General features: G+C 70.8%; 11 protein-coding genes. 7 read left to right on the forward strand and 4 right to left on the reverse strand.

Features of this window, described 5'->3' with window-relative positions; all coding sequences use genetic code 11:
* Positions 1 to 14: 14 nt before the first annotated feature.
* A complete protein-coding gene (locus ESP57_RS09285; protein ID WP_129231323.1) occupies positions 15 to 863 on the reverse strand; it encodes an alpha/beta fold hydrolase in 849 nt (282 codons plus the stop codon).
* Between the two features lie 194 nt (positions 864 to 1,057).
* Here ESP57_RS09285 and ESP57_RS09290 point away from each other — a divergent pair, with 194 nt between their 5' ends.
* From ESP57_RS09290 to ESP57_RS09310, 5 genes are all read left to right on the forward strand, one after another.
* A complete protein-coding gene (locus ESP57_RS09290; protein ID WP_129231324.1) occupies positions 1,058 to 5,167 on the forward strand; it encodes an NPCBM/NEW2 domain-containing protein in 4,110 nt (1,369 codons plus the stop codon).
* A gap of 44 nt (positions 5,168 to 5,211) precedes the next feature.
* Entirely contained in the window at positions 5,212 to 5,856 is a 645-nt protein-coding gene (locus tag ESP57_RS09295; protein ID WP_056006332.1) for a hypothetical protein, read from the forward strand.
* Between the two features lie 215 nt (positions 5,857 to 6,071).
* Complete coding sequence (locus ESP57_RS09300) at positions 6,072 to 6,569, forward strand: MarR family winged helix-turn-helix transcriptional regulator (protein ID WP_129231325.1); 498 nt, start codon at positions 6,072 to 6,074, stop codon at positions 6,567 to 6,569.
* A gap of 5 nt (positions 6,570 to 6,574) precedes the next feature.
* A complete protein-coding gene (locus tag ESP57_RS09305) occupies positions 6,575 to 8,077 on the forward strand; it encodes an MFS transporter (protein ID WP_207904517.1) in 1,503 nt (500 codons plus the stop codon).
* Positions 8,078 to 8,370: 293 nt separating this feature from the next.
* Complete coding sequence (locus ESP57_RS09310) at positions 8,371 to 10,668, forward strand: hypothetical protein (RefSeq protein WP_243648470.1); 2,298 nt, start codon at positions 8,371 to 8,373, stop codon at positions 10,666 to 10,668.
* 4 nt (positions 10,669 to 10,672) lie between these two features.
* Here the strand turns inward: ESP57_RS09310 and gdhA are convergent, their stop codons facing one another.
* Entirely contained in the window at positions 10,673 to 12,031 is a 1,359-nt protein-coding gene (gene gdhA, locus ESP57_RS09315; protein ID WP_115959114.1) for an NADP-specific glutamate dehydrogenase, read from the reverse strand.
* Between the two features lie 139 nt (positions 12,032 to 12,170).
* Here gdhA and ESP57_RS09320 point away from each other — a divergent pair, with 139 nt between their 5' ends.
* Positions 12,171 to 13,097, forward strand: coding sequence for a 2-hydroxyacid dehydrogenase (locus ESP57_RS09320; RefSeq protein WP_129231327.1), 927 nt, complete (start codon positions 12,171 to 12,173; stop codon positions 13,095 to 13,097).
* Positions 13,098 to 13,161: 64 nt separating this feature from the next.
* Positions 13,162 to 14,145, forward strand: a complete 984-nt coding sequence (locus ESP57_RS09325; RefSeq protein ID WP_056006342.1) for a serine hydrolase domain-containing protein — start codon at positions 13,162 to 13,164, stop codon at positions 14,143 to 14,145.
* Between the two features lie 11 nt (positions 14,146 to 14,156).
* Here the strand turns inward: ESP57_RS09325 and ESP57_RS09330 are convergent, their stop codons facing one another.
* The gene (locus tag ESP57_RS09330; protein ID WP_129231328.1) at positions 14,157 to 15,794 is read right to left on the reverse strand and encodes an alpha/beta hydrolase; all 1,638 of its coding nucleotides are present in this window, start codon (positions 15,792 to 15,794) and stop codon (positions 14,157 to 14,159) included.
* A 133-nt stretch (positions 15,795 to 15,927) separates the two neighbouring features.
* Positions 15,928 to 16,899, reverse strand: coding sequence for an aldo/keto reductase (locus ESP57_RS09335; protein WP_129231329.1), 972 nt, complete (start codon positions 16,897 to 16,899; stop codon positions 15,928 to 15,930).
* Between the last annotated feature and the right edge of the window lie 59 nt (positions 16,900 to 16,958).

The following is a 16,958-nucleotide window of genomic DNA, read 5'->3' on the forward strand; positions in this document are numbered from 1 at the left end:
GGTCGGACGTCCGCTCAGTCGACCGCGAAGCGCTCGTCGAGCCAGCCGATGAGGTCGGCGCGCACCTCGGCACGGTTCGTCTCGTTGAACACCTCGTGCCGCGCGCCCGCGTAGACGATGAGCTGAACGTCGACGAGGCCCGAGCGGTGCACGTAGGCGTTCGCGAGCTTCACCGCACTCGCCTCGCCGCCGAGCGTGTCGTCGGAGCCGACCATGATGAGCAGCGGCAGTTCGGCGGGCAGGTGACGTGCCGGGCGACCGAGCAAGCGCGCCGCGTCGATCGTGCCGAAGAGCTTCCGCAGCGGAACGTGGGTCGTGTACGGGTCGGCCATGAACGCCGACGCGACCTCGGGGTCGCGGCTCAGCCACTCGACCGGCGTGGGTCCGTGCCGCTTGTGCCGGGCGTTCAGGTCGCCGCCGTTCATGTCGACGAGCGTGCGGTGGGCCGTGCCGGTGAGCACGACGCCGTCGTACTTCTCGGCGCTGCGGTTCACGATGATCTGCGACATGAGCGAGCCCCACGAGTGCCCGAGCAGCACGAGCGGCAACTCGGGCCCTTCGGCGTCGCGGATGACTCCCGTGAACTGCTCGACCGCGTCGATCGTCGCCCGGAGCCCGCCGGGGCCGAGCCGGCCCATGCGCGTCAGGTCGCCGCCGTGCTGCTCGAAGCCGGTCTGCCCGTGCCCGCGATGGTCGTCGGCCCAGACCGAGTAGCCCGCGCCGTTCAGCGCCTCGATGAGCTCGGCGTACCGGCCGATGTGCTCGCCGACGCCGTGAGCGAGTTGGATCACCGCGGTCGCGTCGGGCACTCGCCACGACTCGTAGTGGATCCGGACCCCGTGCTCGTCGGTGAAGGTCGCCATGCCGACATCATGGCAGGCGACCGGGGCTGCGGGCCCCCGGGCGGGCAGGAATCCAACGGACCTGCCACGGAGCTATCGGACGAATCACGGATTCGTGTCCCGTACCCCTTGACCCGAGTGACCAAGAAGTGATCTTATATGAGCGTTTGGCCCTTCTTAACGTCAATTGCAATCAACGGTGAAAGCGAGCAACGATGAGCCCCGACCGCACGAGCCGCGCACGACGGGGCCAACGCGCCTCGTCGGTCGTCGCGGCAGCCGCCATCGCCGTGCTGGCGACGACGGGCGTCTCGCCCGCCTTCGCCGCACCTGAGCCGCCGGCTGCGGCCACCGCCGTCGGCGCGGCGGCCGCCACCACGCCGATCACCCCGAAGCCGGTGGTCCCCGAGGTCGCCGTCGACGGCGCAGGCACTCCCCTCGGCGCGATCAGCGCCGTGCAGCAGGACGGCGCGAGCGTCACCCTCACCGCAGCAGGCGGCGCGATGCGCGTCTCGTTCCTCGACGCCCGCACCTTCCGGCTCGAGGCCGACCCGAGCGGCAGCTTCACCGACCCGGCCAACACCCCGCAGAACGACCCCGCGCGCACGGCGAACATCGTCGTCGGCGCCGACAGCTTCGACGCCCCGCAGATCACCGTCACCGAGGGCGACACGATCACCATCGCGACCGAGGCCGTCTCGCTCGTCATCGACCGCGCGACCGGCGCCTCGACCGCGACCCGTGCCGACGGCTCCGTCATCTGGTCGGAATCGGCGCCGATCACCTTCGGCGCCTCGAGCGCCACGCAGCACCTCGCCCCGATCGAGGGCGAGCAGTTCATCGGCGGCGGCATGCAGAACGGCCGCTCGGTCCACACCGGCGCCACCGTCAACATCGCGAAGAACTTCGACTGGGACGACGACGGCTACCCCAACGCGGTGCCGTACTACATGTCGTCCAACGGCTACGGCGTGCTCCGCAACACCTTCGCCCGAGGCAGCTACGACTTCGCCGCGCACACGACGACGCACGAGGAGAAGCGGTTCGACGCCTACTACTTCGTCGGCGATTACAAGCAGTCGCTCGACTCGTACACCCAGCTCACAGGCCGCCCGATGATGCCGCCGGTCTACGGACTCGAGTACGGCGACGCCGACTGCTACAACCGCGGCAGCTCGACCTACACGGCGTACAAGGACCCCGCCAAGCTGCAGACCCCCCAGGCGCTCGACTTCGCGAAGGACTTCGTCGAGAACGACATGCCCGCCGGCTGGATGCTCGTCAACGACGGGTACGGCTGCGAGTACGTCGACCTGCCCCAGACCGTCGACGCGATCGAGCAGGAGACCGGCCTGAAGACGGGCCTCTGGACCCAGCGCTCCCTCACCAACCAGGAGTTCGAGGTCGGCGAGGCCGGCGTTCGCCTGCGCAAGCTCGACGTCGCGTGGGTCGGCCAGGGCTACCGTCAGGCACTCACGGGGTGCGAGGCCGCGCACGGCGGCATCGAGCAGTACTCAGACGCCCGCGGCACCTCCCTCATGGTCGAGGGCTGGGCGGGATCGCAGCGCTGCGGCATGCAGTGGACTGGCGACCACTCGGGCAACCTCGACGCGGTGCGCTGGCAGGTCTCGGCGCTCACCGGCGCCGGCAACTCGGGCCTCGCCTTCAGCACGGGCGACGTCGACGGCATCTTCGGCGGCTCGACGAAGAGCTACGTCCGCGACCTGCAGTGGAAGGCCTTCGCCCCCGCGCTCTACTCCATGAGCGGCTGGGCGCAGACCGACAAGCGGCCGTGGCTGTACGGCGACGAGGCGACCGCGATCAACCGCGACTACTTGCAGCTCCGCCAGCGCCTGATGCCCTACATCTACACGCTCGCCGAGGAGTCGCATCGCACGGGCGTCTCGATGATGCGCTCGATCGCGCTCGAGTACCCGAGCGACCCCGGCGCCTACAGCGTCGAGGCGAACAACGAGTTCCTGCTCGGCGAGGACTACCTCGTGGCGCCGGTGTTCACCGACTCCGACGTGCGCAACGGCATCTACCTGCCCGCAGGCGACCGCTGGGTCGACTACTGGACCGGCACGGTCCACGAGGGCGGCAAGGTCGTCAACGGCTACTCGGCCCCGCTCGACACGCTGCCGATCTTCGTTCGCGCCGGCGCGGTGGTGCCGCAGGGCATCACGGCCCGCAACGCCTCGCTCGTGCCCGAGGACTCGGCGATCACCCTGACGACGTACCCGCAGGGCGACTCCTCGTTCACACTCTACGAGGACGACAAGGTCACCCGTTCGCACGCCGAGGGCGAGGCGAGCCACCAGGACTTCGAGGTCAGCGCACCCGCTGCCGCTGCGGAGGGCGACGTGACCGTCACCCTCGGCGAGCGCGAGGGCGAGTACGACGGCAAGGCCGCCGGCCGCGACTACCGCCTCGAGGTGCACACCGGCTCGGAGCCCGCTGCGGTCGAGCTCGACGGCACGGCGCTCGAGCAGGTCGACGACGTCGCCGCGCTCGAGGGACGAACCGGCTGGGCGTACGACGGCGACCGCACCGGCGGCGTCGTGGTGGTCTCGACGGGCGAACTGGCATCGGATGCCTCGGCGCAGGTCGTGCTCTCCGGCACGAGCGCCGTGGGCGGCCGCGATCAGGACGCCTCGGCGGCATCCGTCGACGTCACCCTCGACGACCGCGTGTTCCAGGGCGAGCAGACGACGGCCACCGCGACGTTCACCAACACGGGCACCGCGGCGAAGGACGACGTGGTGCTCTCCCCCGTGCTGCCCGAGGGCTGGAACCTCGTGTCCACGACGGGCGGAACGGCCGACCGCGTCGAGCCCGGCGCTTCGATCACCGCCGAGTTCGTGCTCGAGGTGACCCCGGAATCGGGCGCCGACCTGCAGACCCTCACCGTGAAGGCCGCGTACACCTCGGCCTCGAACCAGCAGGTCGAGGTGACTGGGGCGAACCAGCTCTACGTCGCCTACGGTTCGCTGCAGGGCGCGTTCAACGCGGTGTCGATCACCGACCTCGACACGGCGACCGCCGGCAACTTCGACGGCGGCGGGGCATCCTTCTCGAAGGCCGCCCTCGAGGCCGCGGGGGTCGCCCCCGGCGGCACCGTCACCGTTGGCACCGGAGACACGGCGATCGAGTACACGTGGCCCACCCCGGTCGGCACGCCGAACTCGGTGACGCCGGCGGGGCAGACCATCGCCCTCTCGGGTCAGGGCACGCACCTCGCGGTGCTCGCCTCGGCGGCGACGGGAGCCGGCGTCAATCCCGAGCTGACGATCACCTACACCGACGGCACGACCGCGAAGCAGAACATCTACTTCCCGAACTGGCTGCTGCAGGCCTCGGGCCTGCAGGGTTCGACCGTCGCCATCACGTCGCTCGGCCGCAACAGCGCCACGAACCCCGCCGTGTACGAGTACCCGACGGGCAAGTACCAGGTCTACTCGAACCTCATCCGCCTGAACCCGGGCAAGGAGGTCGCCTCGGTCGTGCTGCCGAACGAGAGCCGGATGAAGATCTTCGACTGGCAGATCGTCGACCAGCCGCTGCCGGCGGTGCCGGAGGGCTCCGCGTGGGCATCCGACCTCGACTGGCTGAGCGCCACGAACGGGTGGGGCGTCATCGGCAAGGACGTCGCGAACAAGGACTCGGCGTCGTCGCCCGACCTGCCCCTGAAGATCAACTACACGGACCCCGCCACCGGCACGTCGCCCGTGTACGAGAAGGGGCTCGGCGTCCACGCCCAGTCGAAGATCACCTACTTCGTCGGCGGCAAGTGCTCGGCCTTCACCGCAGAGGTGGGGCTCGAGTCGGGCTTCGGCGGCAACGTGATCTTCAAGGTCGACACCGACGGCGTCAACCGCTACCAGTCGCGCACGTTCACGCCGGGCTTCGCGCCCGAGTCGGTGGACATCGACCTGACCGGTGCGCAGTACGTCGACCTCATCGTCCAGGCGCCCGGCAGCATCAACGGGGCGCACGGCATCTGGGGCGACGCCCGGTTCGAATGCGAGTCGGCCGTTCCCGAGGTCGACGTCGAGGTCGTCGCCGAGACCCGGTGCATCGCCTCGAAGGCGTACGTGACCGTGAAGGCCACGAACCGCGAGGACGAGGCGATCTCGGTGAAGACCACGAGCGCCTACGGCGAGAAGTCGTTCGCCACGGTCGCCGCCGGCAAGAACGCGGTCGCGACGTTCAACTCGCGAGCGGTGAGCGTCGAAGCGGGTCAGGTCACCGTCGAGGCGACCCGCACCTCCGACGGAACCGTGACACCGCGTGTCGTGGACTACGACGCCCGCAACTGCGGGTGATCGCCGAAGCCCCGTCCAATCCCCATCCGAGTAAAGGAATCGAAATGAAGAAGATCAGCACCTCCACCGCGTTGCGGGTCACCGCCGTGACGTTCGGCGCGCTCATGTTGACGGCGGCGGGCGCTGCCGCGGCGAACGCGGCCGACCCCGTCGGCGACGACAGCACGGTCGACGTGAACGTCGAGGTCACCGAGTTGAACGAGCCCGGCGTGCTGGCGATGACCGTCGCCGGCACCTCCGTCACGCTGGCGGAGGACGGCTCGACCGACCTGGTGCGCCAGTTCACGGGAACGCTCCCGACCGTCACCGTGACCGACACGCGCGCGGCCGAGGACATCCCCGAGGGTGCCGCCTGGTACGTGCTCGGCTCGAGCACGGCCTTCGCCGGCGACGCCGGGCAGCCCGACATCGGGGCGGGCCACCTCGGCTGGAGCCCGGAGCTCATCGACGGCGGTGAGTCGGGCCTGGTCGCCATCGGCGACGAGGTCGACACCGTGGTCGACGACGACGCCGACCCGGCGAACAACGTCGGCCTCGTCGACCAGGAGCTCTTCGCCTCGGCGTGGAACTCCGGCGAGATCGCCAGCGAGGGCGCATGGACCGCGAACGCGGGCCTGTTCCTCCGCACCGAGAGCTCGGTCGCGGCCGGCAACTACAGCTCGACGCTGACGCTGTCACTGTTCGAGTAACGCCCCAGAGACGCCCGCATCCGTGAGGATGCGCGGTGCAGCTCCGACGTGGTCGACCCATGGGTCCTGCGGCGGCGCACACAGGAACCGGATGCCCCGGACCGCACGCGGTCCGGGGCATCCGCCGTTCCCGGGCATCCGCTGTCCTGCCCGGTCGCCCGCGGTGCCGGGCGGTGCATTTTCCTTAGCAATGCTAATTTGTTACACTAAGCAATATGACGGATGTCGCGCGCCCTGCCTCGGCCGATCGATCGACCCCTGCGGCGGCGACGCGAGCACCGGCCGCCAGGCGCCGCACGCTCGCCGAGCAGAGCACCGAACTGCGCATCGCGATCATGCGACTCTCCCGCCGGCTCCGCCAGGAGCGCACCGAGACCGAGCTCAGCGGCTCGCAGTTCTCGACCCTCGGCTGGATCTCGACCGAGGGGCCGCTCACCATCGGCCGGCTCGCCGAGCTCGAGCGGGTCACTGCGCCGTCGATGAACCGCACGGTGAACTGCCTCGTCGACGCGGGCTACGCCACCCGTGCAGCCTCACCCGACGACGGCCGCAAGGTCATCGTCGCGGCGACCGCGACCGGCGAGGCGATCGTGCTCGAGACCCGCCGCCGTCGCGACGCCTGGCTCGCGAAGCGCTTCGCGGCCCTCACCCCAGCCGAACGCGAGACGCTCGCCGAGGCCACGACCATCCTCAGGAGGCTCACCGACCAGTGAGTGCAATGTTCCGATCCCTCGCCCACCGCAACTACCGAATCTGGTTCATCGGCGCCCTCGTCTCGAACGTCGGCGCCTGGATGCAGGCCACCGCCCAGAACTGGGTGGTGCTGACCGAGCTCACCGACAACGACGCCTTCGCCGTCGGCATCACCATGGCCCTGCAGTTCGCGCCGCAGCTGCTGCTCGTGCCGATCACCGGCCTCATCGCCGACCGCTTCGACCGCCGCAAGATCCTCATGCTCACGCAGAGCCTGCTCATGCTGCTCGGGCTCGGGCTCGGGCTCCTGCTCGTCTTCGGCACCGCCGAACTCTGGCACCTCTACCTCTTCGCGCTCGCCCTCGGCCTCGTGAACGCCATCGACAACCCGGCACGGCAGACCTTCGTCTCCGACCTCGTCTCCAACTCCGACATGTCGAACGCCGTCGCCCTGAACTCGGCGTCGTTCAACACCGCCCGCATGATCGGCCCAGCCGTCGCGGGCTTCCTCATCGTGCTCGTGGGGTCGGGCTGGGTCTTCATCATCAATGCGTTCACCTTCCTCGCGGTGCTGGGCGCGCTCGCGATGCTGAAGGGCCGGCAGCTGAAGCGCTCCCCTCGAGCACCCCGCGCCAAGGGCCAGTTCGTCGCCGGGTTCCGCTACGTGGCCGGCAGGCCCGACCTCGTCGTCGTCTTCGTGATGGTCTTCCTCATCGGCGCGTTCGGCATGAACTTCCCGATCTTCTCCTCGACGATGGCCGTCGAGTTCGGCCGCGGCGCCGGCGAGTACGGACTCCTCTCGTCGATCCTCGCGATCGGCTCGCTGACCGGTGCGCTCCTCGCCGCACGCCGTGAGCGGGCGCGCATCCGCGTCGTCATCCTCGCGTGCGCGTTCCTCGGCTTCGCGACGCTCACCGCCGCACTCATGCCCACCTACTGGACCTTCGCGGCCTCGACGATCCTCATCGGACTCGGCGCGGTGACGATCCTCACAACGGCGAACGGGTACGTGCAGACCACGACGGAGCCCGAGCTTCGCGGCCGCGTGATGGCGCTCTACATGGCGATCCTCGCCGGCGGCACGCCCATCGGCGCCCCGATCGTGGGCGCGGTCGCCGACGGCATGGGCCCGCGCTGGGCGCTCGGACTCGCTGCCGTCGCTGCGATGGTCGCCGCGCTCATCGGCCTCGGCTGGCTCGTGGTGTCACGAGGGATGCGGCTGACGCGGCATCCGCGATATGCCTGGCGACCCGCCGTGCGGTTCTCGGATGCCCCGACCGCTGCGATCGCGGCCGTGACCACGCAAGCCGTGCCGACGCTGCAGGTCGATCAGCTCGAACGCGAGATCGAGCGGGAGTTCGGGCGGGATCGCGTGGCCGAGCGTTCACGCCGGGCAGGGCGCGACCGAGGGGCGGACCGCGAGCGCGAGCTCGTGCCGACTGTGCCGAACGACCGGCTCGTGCCCGCCGACTTCTCCGAGGAAGTGGCGCTCACCTCGCCGATCCGTCTGCCGAAGCCCCGCGCGTAGCGGCGCTCCCTCCACCCTCCGGAGCGCAACGCCCGCCAGCAGTCACGCGCGCCATCGATCGAGATGACCCGTGTTGTCGGTCGGCGCAACGCGGAACCGACAACACGGGTCATCTCGATGCTGCGCGCTCTGCAGAGGCCGCGTCGGACGGCTGCAGTTGTGCGGTTCTGATCGCTTTGCGCGGTTCCCTTGAGGTGCACGCCTTCTGGGTGAAACATGCCCAATCAGGCACGACGCGGCTCCCCGGCCGCACGGATCGATGCCGACGGACACACTCGATGAGGAGTAACGCCATGTCGTGCGATTTCAGCAGGCGCCGGATGCTCGTGCTCGGCGGCATCGGCGGGCTCGCGCTCGCGTTCGGTGCAGCAGCCCCGGGCTGGGCGGCGCCCGCTGCCGGCGGCGGCGTCGGCCAGGCGCTCGCGACAGGTCCGCGCATTCGCGACCTCGGCCCCGGCGTCGTGCAATTCCCGCTGATGAGCGGGCTCCTGGTCGGCGACACGATGTACATCGGCTCGCGGAACCTCAGCCCGGCCCGGGTCGTCGGGTTCCACCTGCCGACGCGCACGGTGACGAGCCGAACGGACCTGCCATCGGGTTACAGCATCCAGGCGCTCGCCGCCGACCCCGCTCGCAACCGGCTCTTCATCGGGATGCTCCGGGACTCGATGGAGGGCGCGAACGTCTACCAGTGGGACCTCACCAACCCCGAGGCCCCCGCCGTCGCGATCGGCGCCACCGGCGACCGCGACGTGCGGGCGTTGGCAGTCGCGCCCGACGGGAAGGTCTACGCGGCCGGCGGAGGCGAGCCCACCACGGCGAGCGCCCCGAGCCTCTGGGAGCTCGACCCGACGACGAACACCATCACGAGCTGGGGCATCCCGAGCCCGGGCGCGACGATCGCCCAGGCCGTCGCCGCCACCGACACCACCGTGTACTTCGGCACCGGCAGCGTGCTCGCGGGCGGCGGCGGGGCGAGCCTCGCGAAGCTGTTCGCCTTCGACCGCGCAACCCGCACGCCCGTCGACGTGCTGCCCGCCGAGTTCGCCGCCGCCGTCTCGGTCACCTCCCTCTCGGTGCTCGACAGCACGCTCGCGGTGGGCCTCAAGGGCCCCGGCAAGTCGGTGCTGCTGAACCTCGCGAACCCGTCGACGTACCAGACCATCGCGCGCACCGGGGTGCTCTTCGCGCAGCAGGGCGACACCGTGTACTTCGCGAAGGATCCCACCGTGTACGCCTACTCGATCACGAAGAAGACGATGACGGCGGTGCAGGACACGGACATCGGCACGCTGTGGGGACTCGGCATCCGTGGGGATCGCCTCGTGGCGGCATCCGGCTACAGCTTCATCGCCGAGATCGGCCCGGCGACGCGCACGACCACCACGACCGACCTCGTCGGCGCCGGTGCGCCCGCCGGCCCCCAGACGGCCATGGGCCTCGCCGTCGGCGCCGGCCGCGTCTACGTCGGCGGCACCGGCGCGATCGCCCGCCACGACCTCGACACGGAGGCCGTCACGAACCTGCGCACCCCCGGCGAGCAGAAGGACGGCGTCGTCGTCGACGGCGTGCTCTACTCGGGCCAGTACAACTCGAAGGGACTCTGGTCGTACGACCCGGCGAGCGACGTGGACCCCCACCAGATCGCCTCATTCCCCGCCAACCAGAACCGCCCGCTCGACGTGTGCTGGGATCCCGTGAACCGGCTCGTGCTCATCGCGACCCAGAACGACACCCAGGGCGGCGGCTCCCTGACGGCCTACAACCCGGCGACGCGCGCGGCAGCGTCATGGGTGAACCCGATCGACACCCAGCAGATGGTGCGCGCGGTCACGACCTCGGCCGGCGTCGCCTACCTCGGCGGCGACAACCTCTACCAGACCGGGCCGCGCAGCACGGTCGTCGCGTGGAACCCCGTCACCGGCACCGAGCTGTGGCGCGTCGACACGGGCGTCGGCGCCGGCATCGCCGCGCTCGCGACGGTGGGCGACCGTCTCTTCGGCCTCGCCAGGCACGGCGCCGGCGTGTTCGTCATCGACATCCCGAGCCGCACCGTCGTGCAGACCCTCGATGCGGCTGCCGTCTCGACCGACTTCGGCTCGATGACCGTCAGCCGCGGCCTGGTCTACGCGGCATCCGACACCACGGTGTTCCGCATCGACCCGCAGACGCTCACGATCACGACCGTCGTGGCGGGCATCGACGGCGGCTGGTACAGCGGACCGCACATCGAGTCCGACGAGGACGGGCTGCTCTACACGATGCGCGGCCTGAACGTCGTGCAGATCGACGACGGGCCATCGGTCGAGGTCACGGCCGTCGCCGAGGCCCGATGCATCGGATCGAAGGCGTATCTCGCCGTGAAGGTGACGAACGCCGAGCCGGTGCCCGTCTCGGTGAAGATCGTCACCCCGTACGGCGAGCGCGCCTTCGCCGAGGTGCTGCCGGGACGGAGCGTCGCGCACACGTTCGCGGTGCGGGCGTCGAGCGTGCACGAGGGCGCCGTGACGATCGAGGCGAGCCGGGTCGCCGACGGGTCGACGATCACGCAGAGCCGATCGGTGCCGTACGCCGCGAACTCGTGCGGCTGAGGCGTCAGATAACGCCGAGGGCGAGCATCGCGTCGGCGACGCGCGTGAACCCGGCGATGTTGGCGCCGACCACGTAGTCGCCCGGCACGCCGTACTCGTCGGCGGTCGCCGCCGTGCGCTCGTGGATGCCCGCCATGATCTCGGAGAGCCGCTCCTCGGTGTGCTCGAAGCCCCACGAGTCGCGCGAGGCGTTCTGCTGCATCTCGAGGGCGGAGGTCGCGACGCCGCCGGCGTTCGCGGCCTTGCCCGGGCCGAAGAGCACGCCGGCCTCGCGCAGCACGCGGAGCGCGCCGGGAGTCGTCGGCATGTTCGCGCCCTCGGCGACGGCGACGACGCCTGCGGCCACGAGCTTCACGGCCTGCGCCTCGGAGAGCTCGTTCTGCGTCGCGCACGGCAGGGCGACGTCGATGCGCTCGGCGCTCTCGATGTCCCACACGGATGCCCCGGGCAAGAACTTCACCCGGCCCCCGCGCTCATCGGCGTAGACGGAGATGCGCTCGCGGCGCCGTTCCTTGATGTCGCGGAGCAGCTCGAGGTCGATGCCGTCGGGGTCGTGGATCGCGCCGGACGAGTCGGAGGCGCCGACGACGATGCCGCCGAGCGCCTGCACCTTCTCGATCGCGTAGACGGCGACGTTGCCCGAGCCGGAGACCAGCACGCGGGCGCCGTCGAGGGAACGGCCGCGGGTCGCGAGCATGTGCTCGGTGAAGTAGACGGCGCCGTAGCCCGTGGCCTCGGTGCGCACGAGCGAGCCGCCCCACGTCACGCCCTTGCCGGTGAGCACGCCCGACTCGTAGCGGTTGGTGATGCGCTTGTACTGGCCGAACAGGTAGCCGATCTCACGCGCACCGACGCCGATGTCGCCCGCAGGGACATCCGTGTACTCGCCGATGTGCCGGTAGGCCTCCGTCATGAACGACTGGCAGAAGCGCATGATCTCGCCGTCGGAGCGGCCCTTGGGATCGAAGTCGCTGCCGCCCTTGCCGCCGCCGATGGGCATGCCTGTGAGCGCGTTCTTGAAGACCTGCTCGAAGCCGAGGAACTTCACGGTGCCGAGCAGCACGGTCGGGTGGAAGCGCAGGCCGCCTTTGTACGGGCCGAGCGCCGAGTTGAACTGCACGCGGAATCCACGGTTGATGCGCACCTGGCCGGCGTCGTCGACCCACGGCACCCGGAAGATGATCTGCCGCTCGGGCTCGCAGATGCGCTCGAGGATCGACGCCTGCACGTACTGCGGGTTCTTGTCGAGCACGCGCCCGAGCGAGTCGAACACCTCGCGCACGGCCTGGTGGAACTCGACTTCGCCGGGGTTGCGCCGCAACGTGTCGGCGTAGATGTCTTCGATGGTGCTGCGGTTCGGCAACGCGCGCCCTTCTCTCGAACGGATGCCACGTGGTGCAGGTCGCGCGCGGCCTTTCCACACTACCCAGTGCCGAGGAAGGCTCCGGGCGTGTGACGTGCGCGGGTTCACCGCCGTCGACCGGGTTTGAGAGGATGGCGGAATGACTGATCGCGACCTCCTCGTGACCGTGCCGGGCCAGGCCCTGCTGACCGCCCTCGGCACGCCGCCCGCGGGAGCCGAGGTTCGCGTCTGGGACCTCACCGGCGAGGCGCCCGCCGATCGCATCGACCTCGTCGTGCCGCCGTACATGGGCGCCTCCGCGCGTCTCGGCGCGCTCGAGCGCGTGGCGACGCAGCTCGTGCAGTCGCAGTCGATCGGCTACGACGACGTGCCGGGCGCACTGCCGCCGGGCCACGTCTACGCCAACGCCGCGAGCGTGCACGAGACCTCGACCGCCGAGCTGACGCTCGCGCTCATCCTCGCTTCGCAGCGCGGGATCCCCGACTTCGTCCGCGCGGCCGGTGAGGGCCGGTGGGCCGCCGCCCGCTACGAGAGCCTCGCCGACCGGCGCGTGCTGCTCATCGGCTACGGCGGCGTCGGCCGCGCGATCGAGGCGCGCCTCGCGCCGTTCGAGGTCGAGCTCACGCGCGTCGCGAGCCGCGCCCGATCCGACGAGCAGGGCTTCATCCGCGGCATCGACGAGCTGCCGACCCTGCTGCCCGAGTCCGACATCGTGATCGTGGGCGTGCCGCTCTCCGACTCCACGACGGGACTCGTCGACGCCGACTTCCTCGCCGCACTGCCCGACGGCGCCCTGGTCGTGAACATCGCGCGCGGAAAGGTCGCCGACACCGACGCGATCATCGCGGAGGCTGGCTCCGGCCGGCTGCGGTTCGCGCTCGACGTCACCGACCCGGAGCCGCTGCCGGCGGGGCATCCGCTCTTCGCGCTGCCGAACGTGCTCGTCAGCCCGCACGTGGGTGGCGCCTCGACGGCGATGATGCCGCGCATGGCGCGGCTCCTGCGAGAGCAGATCGAGCGGATGCTGCGCGGCGACGCTCCCCTGAACGTCGTCTACCGCAGCTGACCCAGCCCCGATCCCGCCGGCGGGCCGATCGGCCCCGGCAGCCATCCCCACCGAGAGGACCCTCATGCCCCGCTTCGACGACGCCCTCGACTGGACGCGACGCCACGTCGATAGCGGGGCGCTCCCGACCGCCGTGCTCGGCATCGCCACGAGCGAGGGCGTGGTCGCACTCGAGGCGTTCGGCACCGAACGCGGGCGCGCGGCATCCGTCGACGACCTCTATCCGCTCTTCTCGGTGACGAAGCCGCTCGTCGGCCTCGCCGCCCTGCGTCTCGTCGAGCGCGGGCGGCTCACGCCCGACACGCCCCTCTCGAGCGCCCTGCCCGAGTTCGGGGAAGGGCGCGACGACGTCGTGCGGCTCCGACACCTCGTGAGCCACAGCTCGGGCATCTCCGAGCCGCCGATGGACCAGGGCGGACTGCGCGCATCGCTCGTCGCACCGGGCCGCGACTTCGAGGCCGGCACGGCGACGCGGTACTCGACCCTCGCCTTCGACGGCGTCGCCGCGATGATCGAGCACGCCGGCGGCGAACCCTGGTTCGATGCCGTCACCGCCGTGGCGGCACGAGCCGGCGCCACGGGCTTCACGCTCGACCCCGACGCGTCGCCGCACGAGGTCGTCGACGCTGCCGCGCAGGGCCTCGACTACCCGCGCTTCGCGGCGCTCGGGCACCCCGGTGCCGGCGTACTCGGGCGCGCGAGCGACCTGCTGGCCATCGGCAGCGCACTGCTCCGCGGCGACGGTTCGCTCATCGCCCCCGCCACCGTCGAGGCGATGCTTCGCCCGCTGACCGTCGGCATGACGAAGCTCGAGCCCTACCCCGCCTCGCGCGGCCAGGACTGGGGCTTCACCTGGAACCTGCGCAACGCCGCGCCGAGCCTCCTGGTCCGCGACGCGTACGGCCACGGCGGATGGGGCGGATGCGAGTTCTGGATCACGCCGTCGCAGGGCGTCTGCTTCGTGCTGCTCACCAACGTCGGCGGCGGGGTGCGGCGTCTCGGCGTCGAGGCCGACGAGCTGCACAACGCGGTGGTCGCGGGGGCCTGAGGCGTCCGCGACTATTCGCTGACGCTGCCGACGGGCTGCACCTCCGCATACCCCTCGAGCACGCCCTGGATGCGCGCCATCGCGGGCGCGTCGAGGTCGCCGTCGCCGGTGACCGCCTGCCAGCCGTCGAGCACCACATCGCCGTAGTTGTGTCCGTGGCTGGCGGGCACGCTCTCGCCCATGAACATGTCGATGACGACCTGCAACGCGGTCACGGCGGGGATCCAGCGCATCGAGTCGCTGACCTCGTCGGCACGCTCCTCGGGGGTCAGCCAGTCCGGCTCCGCCCAGATCAGCTCGAGCCCGAGCCAGGTGACGGGATCGTTCGCGTGCTGCAGGTACGCGACGCGCGGCGCCTCCCAATCGGGTCCGAGTGCGTGGAAGTCACCGGGTACCGAGAGCCAGCGCACCTCGCGGCCGCCGTCGACGACGGGCTGCCACTGCGGACTGCCGGCGTCGCGCCCCTCGGTGAGTTCCCGCCACATCGTGGCACCGTTCGGGCTGCCGACGAGGAGCGCGCCTTCGGCGTTCGCACGCAGGTCGTCCAGCCCGTCGAACGCCTCCTGCGTCCCATGCGCGCCGAGGCTCAGACCGTAGACCACGAGCTGCGGGCGACTCGCTTCGGGCAGGGTCTCCCACTTCGCTCGAACGGCCTGGAACAGGGCGACGGATGACGCGACCGGCGCATCGGGGTCGAAGACGAACGACACCCAGCTCGGCGTGTACGCGTACTGCATCGACACGATCGCGGTGTCGCCGCCGTGAAGGTACTCGACGGCGTCGACGGCCTGAGGCTCCAGCCACCCGGAGCCGGTCGTCGTGGCGACGACGAGCACGTCGCGATCGAACGCGCCGGTGCGCTCCAGTTCGCGCACCGCAATTGCGGCACGTTCCTCGACGGTCGGCGCGTTCGCCTGCCCGACGTAGACGCGCACGGGCTCGAGCGCCGGCTCGCCGGTGAGTTCCTCGATGTCGGCGGCCTTCGGACCGCCTCCGAGGAAAGCGGTGCCGTGCCGACCCACGAGATCCCATTCGACCTCGGAATCGGGCCCCGCCGACCGGAAGGCGCTCATCGGCTCGGTGACCCACGGGGCCGCAGGGCCGTTGTTCGCGAGGTAGAGCCGGTCGAGGCCGAACATCACGACCGAGACGAGGACGACGGTCGAGGCGACGACGATCGCCACCGCGGCGGTCACGCCCCAGCCGCGCCCGAATCGGGCTGACAACCGCGTGCCGAGTCGTCGCTCGGCACGGGCGAGGGCGATGCCGATGAACACGACCGGCACGAATCCGACGACGAACAGCAGGCCGTCGAAGCCGTCGATCTCCGGCAGCTCGACCGTTCGGCGAACCTCGTTCTGCCACCCGACCGAGGCGAATGCCAGCACGATCGCGAGCACCACGGCGACACCGAGATACACCCACCACGCGATGCGGCGGTGTTCGGGCGTCGGACGCCAGCGCACGAAGCGGCGCACCAGCCACCACACGCCGACTCCGACGCCGTAGCCGATGAGGAACGCGAACGCGGTGATGATCCCCTGGAAGAGCGCCGGGCGCGGCAGCAGCGACGGGGTCATCGACAGCGCGGCGATGAGCAGACCGACGAGGGCGCCGCCCGGGTCGAGCTTCCACCAGCGAGCGTGCACGCCGACCCCCGTCCGCCGTCGCGATCGAGCGACGTCACCGCATCATTCCACGACGACGGTCCGGAGCGCCGCGAACGCTGCACTTCACCGGCCGTGTCGCCGCGACCGCGGCGGATGCCGCTGCCCGACCGCCTCAGGCCGAGGCGCGGGCGAGTGCCGCGAGCTCCTCATCGGTCAGTTCGAGCTGGATCGACGCGAGGAGGTCGCCCAACTGCTCGACGGTGCGCGCGCTGGCGATAGGGGCGACGACGGTCGGCTGCCGACGGAGCCACGCGAGCGACACGGAAGCGACGGATGCCCCGTGGGCCGCCGCGACCTCGTCGAGCACCGAGAGCACTCGGGTACCGCGTTCGCCGAGGTAGGGCGCCGCGCCACCGGCGCGAACGCTCGCGCCCTCGGCGGTGACATCCGCCGCGGTGCGGTACTTGCCGGCGAGGAAGCCCTTCGCGAGCGAGAAGTAGGGGAAGACCGCGAGCCCCTCGCGTTCGGCGCGCTCGCGCAGGCCGTTGGACTCGAAATGCCGCTCGACGAGGTTGTAGTGCGGCTGCAGGGCGACCGCGCGGTGCAGTCCGTTCGCCTCGGTCACCCGGAACCACTCGTCGATGCGCTCGGGCGTGTAGTTCGAGATGCCGATCGCACGCACCTTGCCAGCGTCCACGAGCGCAGAGAAGGCCCCCACGGTCTCCTCGAGCGTCACGTCGGCATCGTCGAAGTGGGCGTAGTAGAGGTCGATCACATCGGTGCCGAGGCGCTGGAGCGAGGCATCCGCCGCCGCATGGATGTTCGCGGCCGAGAGACCCGTGAACTCGGGGTGCGTGCTCACCTTGGTGGCGATGACGACGTCATCGCGCGCATCGCGTGACGCGATCCACTCGCCGATGAGGCGCTCGCTGTCACCACCCGCGTTCCCGGGCACCCAGGCCGAGTACCCGTCGGCCGTGTCGAGGAAGTTCCCGCCGCCGGCTGTGAACGCGTCGAGCACGGCGAACGTCGCGTCGCGGTCGGCGGTCCAGCCGAAGACGTTCGTGCCGAGCGACAGGGGCGCGATCTCGAGGTCGGAAGCGCCGATGCGGACGCGGTCGGCGGTCTGGGCGGGTTCGGTCATGCGGGCTCCTCGGAAGGGTCGGACGGTGGGTGGGCGGCGGTCCGGGACTCGCTGGTGGG

This window comes from Agromyces fucosus (genome assembly GCF_004134865.1).
In the GTDB taxonomy this organism is placed as follows: Bacteria; Actinomycetota; Actinomycetes; order Actinomycetales; family Microbacteriaceae; genus Agromyces; species Agromyces fucosus.